The organism is Shewanella scandinavica, from assembly GCF_031932065.1.
In the GTDB taxonomy this organism is placed as follows: domain Bacteria; phylum Pseudomonadota; class Gammaproteobacteria; order Enterobacterales; family Shewanellaceae; genus Shewanella; species Shewanella baltica.
Map to the genome: position 1 here is coordinate 1 of NZ_JAUOES010000053.1, position 5,652 is coordinate 5,652.

General features: G+C 41.1%; 8 protein-coding genes. 4 read left to right on the forward strand and 4 right to left on the reverse strand.

Annotated features, from left to right (window positions below):
- Positions 1-441 precede the first annotated feature (441 nt).
- A complete protein-coding gene (locus tag Q4Q50_RS22140; RefSeq protein ID WP_311901186.1) occupies positions 442-705 on the reverse strand; it encodes a hypothetical protein in 264 nt (87 codons plus the stop codon).
- Positions 706-822: 117 nt separating this feature from the next.
- On the opposite strand from Q4Q50_RS22140, the gene Q4Q50_RS22145 reads away from it, so the two are divergent.
- Positions 823-1,020, forward strand: a complete 198-nt coding sequence (locus Q4Q50_RS22145) for a hypothetical protein (RefSeq protein WP_311901187.1) — start codon at positions 823-825, stop codon at positions 1,018-1,020.
- Here the strand turns inward: Q4Q50_RS22145 and Q4Q50_RS22150 are convergent.
- Together Q4Q50_RS22150 and Q4Q50_RS22155 are read right to left on the reverse strand one after the other, a co-directional pair.
- Positions 1,017-1,157 (reverse strand): hypothetical protein, encoded by a 141-nt coding sequence (locus Q4Q50_RS22150; protein WP_311901188.1) that lies wholly within the window; start codon positions 1,155-1,157, stop codon positions 1,017-1,019. The two genes, Q4Q50_RS22145 and Q4Q50_RS22150, sit on opposite strands and share 4 nt — an antisense overlap.
- Positions 1,158-1,205: 48 nt before the next feature.
- Positions 1,206-2,132 (reverse strand): phage integrase N-terminal domain-containing protein, encoded by a 927-nt coding sequence (locus tag Q4Q50_RS22155; RefSeq protein WP_311901193.1) that lies wholly within the window; start codon positions 2,130-2,132, stop codon positions 1,206-1,208.
- Positions 2,133-3,368: 1,236 nt separating this feature from the next.
- On the opposite strand from Q4Q50_RS22155, the gene Q4Q50_RS22160 reads away from it, so the two are divergent.
- The 3 genes from Q4Q50_RS22160 to Q4Q50_RS22170 all read left to right on the forward strand — a co-directional run bounded on the left by Q4Q50_RS22160 (position 3,369) and on the right by Q4Q50_RS22170 (position 5,137).
- Entirely contained in the window at positions 3,369-4,052 is a 684-nt protein-coding gene (locus Q4Q50_RS22160; protein WP_311901189.1) for a replication initiation protein, read from the forward strand.
- A 57-nt stretch (positions 4,053-4,109) separates the two neighbouring features.
- Complete coding sequence (locus Q4Q50_RS22165) at positions 4,110-4,550, forward strand: hypothetical protein (protein ID WP_311901190.1); 441 nt, start codon at positions 4,110-4,112, stop codon at positions 4,548-4,550.
- Between the two features lie 269 nt (positions 4,551-4,819).
- The gene (locus Q4Q50_RS22170; protein ID WP_311901191.1) at positions 4,820-5,137 is read left to right on the forward strand and encodes a type II toxin-antitoxin system RelE/ParE family toxin; all 318 of its coding nucleotides are present in this window, start codon (positions 4,820-4,822) and stop codon (positions 5,135-5,137) included.
- A gap of 23 nt (positions 5,138-5,160) precedes the next feature.
- Here Q4Q50_RS22170 and Q4Q50_RS22175 read toward each other — a convergent pair whose 3' ends face one another.
- Positions 5,161-5,475 carry a helix-turn-helix domain-containing protein gene (locus Q4Q50_RS22175; protein WP_311901192.1) on the reverse strand — a complete coding sequence of 105 codons (315 nt, stop codon included), beginning with the start codon at positions 5,473-5,475 and terminating at the stop codon, positions 5,161-5,163.
- Positions 5,476-5,652: the final 177 nt, after the last annotated feature.

A 5,652-nucleotide genomic window follows, 5' to 3' on the forward strand; every position in this document is an offset into this window, starting at 1 on the left:
AAAAAAACCATAAAAAACAATGATATGTAAAATCAAAAATTTAAAAAAATAAATAATTCTGTTTCTTTTTTGCTCTCCGCCAATTATTGAAATCACGACAAAAAAATCATAAACCAATGAATTTAAAGTGTTTTACTTAAAATCTGTTTATTTTAATTAAAATATAATTAAATTTAATTAAATATAATTATATTATGCTCACAATTGGCAGTTATGTTAAATAGATGAGTTTGCTATAGAAAACAAGGCTTACGCGCATAAGAAAGCCATCACAGGTTGTTTAACCTAAGTATCTTGTCAAAATCCATCGAAAAGCACATGAAAGTTTAGAACGACTTTCAGGGTGCGCTCCCCATTAAAAAAGCCGGTTTGAATTTGGCACCAAAAGCACTCTGAAATGCTTATTTTCACAATTGGTGACCATCATTCAATTTGAATATGTTACTTTTTCAAGAGTGGTTGCGTTGAAAAAGTGATGTTCTGAGCATTGTCATCTAAAGAACGAAGGAAAACAGGATCAGATATCTCCCCTTTTAGATAGTGACTATCGATGTAAGCGGTATTATCTAAGTGACTGATCAGCGCTTTAATTGCCTCTTGGTACTTCTCAGGCACCCGCATCACTACCGTCTTCTCATACTTGGTTTTACGACCCGCACCTGGGCGAGCGCCACCATGGTTATTTGACTTAGATTGTTCTGTCATAAACGTCACCCTTGATTAAGTTACAAAATCAATATACATTGAAATAGTAACATAATCAAGTGACGACTACCGTGACGAGATGAAGATAATATCGTGACCAAATGAAGAGGATTTAACATGGCACTCACTCCTGAAGAGCAAGCGTTAAAAGCAGCGTTACTGGCGATCCCAGGTCATCACACAATGGATTCCCCCGAGGTACAGGACTGGCTCGTTCGGGCTGCGAATGTGTTAGGAAAGCATCAACTCGACCCCAATGAGCATTGGGTATATGACAGCGCCAGCGATATGTTAGTGAAGGAAAAAAAGCACTAACGCTTTTTACAACGCAGACGAGGCTTACCAGACTGATCAGGTAAGCTGCTATGGGTATATAACAAGTATCCCGAATAAATCAGCGTGCCAAAGGTCGCGAGAATAAGAAAAAAACCGATAATCTGAATTGTACTCATGGCGCCCGCTTCCTGATTGGATATTGCACTGAGTTGATAGTAGCAGCACTAAGAACCCAGATAAACAGCCGTGACCGGCAACCGGCCATGGCCTAACTCCTGCGTAATGATTGCCCTTGCCATTTTATCTAGTGCCCTGTGCGCCTCTGACAGCCTTCTTGCTGCGACCCCAGATACTGCGTGACATTCGAAACCGGTTAACGCGACATAGCGCTGCTGCGCGTAGCGGTGACGCAAGCCATGCGCCCGATCGAGGCCAATCTTAAGGCAGGTATTTTCGTAGCGTTTCATTTGCTGCACATACATTAACTGCGGCGGAATGAGCGAACGGCCACGGGTTAACGTGCTCGCTTGTGTTAATAGTTGGCGCTGTTCGTCCGTCAAAATAGGGATCGCGCGATCTCGACCGCCTTTGCACCAAGACGCATCCAACAGCAAACGATCGCCTTGAACTGCCTTATCAACAATAATCTTCATCGCTTCCTCGCGCCTTAAGCCAAACGCGGCTTGAAGCTGTAGCGACATTTTTATATACGGATCTGACACCGCATTAAGTTGGGCTTCGGTAAGTGTTTTTCCCTTATTTTCATTGGTGACATACACCCGTTTATCGATCCCTAAATCCGAATTTGACGGCGATATAACGCCCTTTTTGCCTATTTTTTCGGTTAGCCAACGGATATGCACCATCCGGTTTTTAATTGTCCCTGCAGACAAGTTTTCCGCCTGCCATTTTTGCAACAATGCATCAATATGTTTTGGCTTTAGCCCTTTCAACTGCAGATTTTTAAACCCTAACTCTCTCAATTGCTTATCGACTAAACGGATCGTTTTAATCCGCTCCGATTTCGTTGCGAATGAACTGGCGCAGTGCTGCTTCAAAAATTTATTGGCCTGAAAAAAGAAAGTGAAAGCCATAAAGCCCCTTGAAATAGTAACAAATTCAAAAAAGGGGAATGCGCCTATTTGGCGCATTAACAATGGAAAAGAGTTTGCTCTGGCGGATTAGCAACACATAGGCCTGCAGCATTCGCTAGGCGGCCATTTCGGAAGTCAGTTTAGTGTTAATGCTCGTTCCTACTGCCGAGAACAGGTAAGAACCCACGAGGGTATTGAGCAAGTGTTGCTAAGGGCAATTGCCACAAATGATGCGTCTCTGTTGAGCGCCGCCATCAAGTCTGAGTGCTAGTCAGTGATCCTACAAACGTCCTGTTGGACGGGAGCAAAAAAGTATTTTTTACGGAGAAATATTGAAGCATCGAGAGATGCGCTGGAAGAAATGTCACTTTACCGCAAGCCAAATTCGCACGCAATAGCGGCCGCCGCTATCACGCGCTTAAAATGCCAAAAGAAGCCAACATCCCCCGCATTAGGAGCACACCTGGGGGTATGTCACTCCCTTAAAATGGAGTGACATACCCCCTCTAAGTTGGCTTCTCTATGGCACTTGATTTAGTAACTTTTTCAAACTATCCCAAGCCTGCCACTTCACGAATACCAGCAGACTTCGCTAGCTGGTATTCGCTCTGAGGCACAATGAAACTTAAATTACAGTGCCCGCTAAAGCTCATAGGAAACGTTTTAAGCGTATTTATTTAAATATTGATGAACTGTTGCTTTTTCAATCTAAAACGCCACAAATCTTAATTTAGACCTATTAGCGTTGACTTTAACTTTCTCTTTCTGCCTGACAGTGAGCGTAGCGAACCAGCCCCGCAGGGTAACGGGCTATCCGCACAGTTGAAGCTAAATGGCCGTAGGCAAAATATATCTTCAGCAATGTTTTTAACTTCGCCCCTAGCGTAGCTAGGAAATGGCGAGGCATTTTTTCTTTGGGGGATGCCGGAAACGAGCGAAGCGAGGGGAAGGGCTGGCGGGGGGCAAGCCCCCCAAGAAGGGTTTTCACTCGAAATTTTTAAAAGTTATCCACATGCGCAGCCTTTTTTTAAAGATCTTTCTTGTTCTTTAAGATCTTTCTTGTTTTTAAGCGCCCCACAAGCCTTGGTATCAAAGGGCTACAGCAATATTAAGTGGAGAGATTTACGGTAATATTGAGATATTAAGTGGAGAGATTTACGGTGCCGTACGAATTATAAGTGGAGAGATTTACGGTAATACTAACAAGCAACGGTGGAGGCCATTGATACATCCTCCACACATGTGTATTGTGGAACTAATGAAATCACCTCCACAAATAAGAAGCACAACAAAATGAATAATCTTTCTGTAACAAAATCAAATAACTTGATAGATGCCAGCTACAAACTAAATGTGCAAGCTCAGAAACTAGTGTTGGCTTGCCTAGGAAAAGTAGATTCTAGAGGCAATACATCAAAGGAGATGACTCTAACAGCTCTAGAGTTTTCCGAACTTATGGGGATAGACATCAAGAACGCTCATCGTGAATTGTATAAAGCATCAGATGCTCTATTTGATGCTGTGATAGTTCTAAAGGATGATCAGGAAGAAGTTAAGCTGAGATGGGTTCAAAAAGGAGTGAAAAAACTTAAAGGTCAAGGAGCGATTACGCTCACCTGGACAGATGAGGTCTTAAAATACATAAGCTGCTTACAGAGCAGATTTACAACTTATAAACTCCGTCACATAGCGAATTTGCAGTCAGCACACTCCATTAGGCTATACGAGCTACTAATGAAGTTTAACGCTACAGGCGAAAGAATAATTTACGTGGATGACTTTCGCTCAGCGTTAGGAATCGCCGACAAATATCCTCAATTCAGAGACCTAAATAAGTGGGTGATCAAACCGGCCTTAGATGAATTAAATCAGCGTTCAGATCTTACTATCAATTACGAAACCATTAAAAAAGGTCGTACCGTAGCAGCGCTATCGTTTGAGTTTAAACAAAGCGCCCAGCTTAAGCTCGACGTATAATAAAAAATGCAACACACCGCAACACGGCATCTCTTGATGCATAAATATGGATGCAACATGGCAAAAGTAAATCTATCTCAAGCAGCCAAAATTGTAGGCAAAAACAGAACGACAATATGGCGCCACATCAATGCAGGGAAGCTTTCTTATGAAAGAGATAGGGATGGAATGCCACACGTAGACACTTCCGAGTTGATTCGTGTATATGGCGAACTAAAGCAAGTTGCAACAGAGGAAGTCATAGAAAAGCCACACAATGCAACACCATCTTACTACGATCTGCTTAATGCTATTAATTTGCTACGAAAAGAGCAGGCGGAGATGAAAGAGCAAATAGTGAGCCTAACAAATAGACTCTCATATACTGCACCATTAATTGACGAAACAAATCCTAAGAAGGTAACAAAAGCAGAAGATGATCCTGACTGGCCAAAAGTGGTTAGTACACTAGATGACATAAAACTTCGTAACGACATAAGAGCCAAATACAAACCCTAATTATTTCATTTTTATTTTTAACTCAAAACTACCGGATTCCCGCACAGACACGCCGTTCATCTCTCGCACGACCTCTGTAACAACCTTTATTATATAAAAATTTGCATATCATACCTTGCGGAGATAACAACACCGGTTTAATATGCTCATGTTGGGCTATCCCCAACATACAGCATAATAAAAAATTAAAAAGGAAAAAGATATGGAAATTAAAACCCACGGTTTAAATAGCAGTATCGACCTATACACACACTACAAAGGAGGTATTTATGTCCGACGAAAACGATTGTGAGTTTCATGGAGACTCAAAGAAAAAACTAGATTCTTTTCCTTATGAAATAAAGGAACAGTTTATTTTTGCGATAACGCAACTGTGCTACGGTTTGACGCCGACAAACATCAAACCATTGCACGGTTTAGGTAGCGGAGTTAAAGAAATCTGCAAAAATGGAAAGCCAGCTTATCGTTGTGTTTATGCGATAAAGAATGGCATCGTGCACATTTTACATGCATTTGTAAAAACGTCTGATGGCACAGACTCTAAGCACGAGAACACCATAAAAATCAGATACAAAGCTATTGCCTAAGTAGCAACTAAAACAGCCGCCGTCTACGCGGCTGTTTTTCTAATCCTTACATTTATAGGGTTGTTACCCTCTTCAGGATTAAACGTTATATCCATAAGATAACCAAGCTTACCTAGTATTTCCAACAGCATATCAATTGAAAATCTTGATATTTTGCCATTTACAAGGTTGCTTACTCTTGGCTGGCTAACACAAAGTTTGTCAGCGGCCTGAGCTTGGTTCCATTTATTTTCTTCGATGAATGCGGTAATGATCAACATCAACTTAACTTTCAATGAAATCATATTTAGTTGAACTGGATCATTACCCAGCATATCTAAAAGTTTTTCATTTTTCATAATAATCTCAACGGATACTAAAATGTTCTTCATAAGGATATGCAGCGACGAAAACCATGATTAAATGGCTTCCGATCCTATTCCTATGGACGGCGCATTATACAAGAACTTGTATTACAGTAAAGCTGTTTTGACCACACTGTCAACTATGATACGCACAAAAAAGAAAGTATTAAT

Excerpts from the sequence above, each read along its gene's own strand:
- Q4Q50_RS22150 (WP_311901188.1), bottom strand. The coding sequence starts at position 1,157 with ATGAGTACAATTCAGATTATCGGTTTTTTTCTTATTCTCGCGACCTTT.
- Q4Q50_RS22175 (WP_311901192.1), bottom strand. The coding sequence starts at position 5,475 with ATGAAAAATGAAAAACTTTTAGATATGCTGGGTAATGATCCAGTTCAA.
- Q4Q50_RS22155 (WP_311901193.1), bottom strand. The coding sequence starts at position 2,132 with ATGCGCCAAATAGGCGCATTCCCCTTTTTTGAATTTGTTACTATTTCA.
- Q4Q50_RS22145 (WP_311901187.1), top strand. The coding sequence starts at position 823 with ATGGCACTCACTCCTGAAGAGCAAGCGTTAAAAGCAGCGTTACTGGCG.
- Q4Q50_RS22165 (WP_311901190.1), top strand. The coding sequence starts at position 4,110 with ATGGCAAAAGTAAATCTATCTCAAGCAGCCAAAATTGTAGGCAAAAAC.
- Q4Q50_RS22170 (WP_311901191.1), top strand. The coding sequence starts at position 4,820 with ATGTCCGACGAAAACGATTGTGAGTTTCATGGAGACTCAAAGAAAAAA.
- Q4Q50_RS22140 (WP_311901186.1), bottom strand. The coding sequence starts at position 705 with ATGACAGAACAATCTAAGTCAAATAACCATGGTGGCGCTCGCCCAGGT.
- Q4Q50_RS22160 (WP_311901189.1), top strand. The coding sequence starts at position 3,369 with ATGAATAATCTTTCTGTAACAAAATCAAATAACTTGATAGATGCCAGC.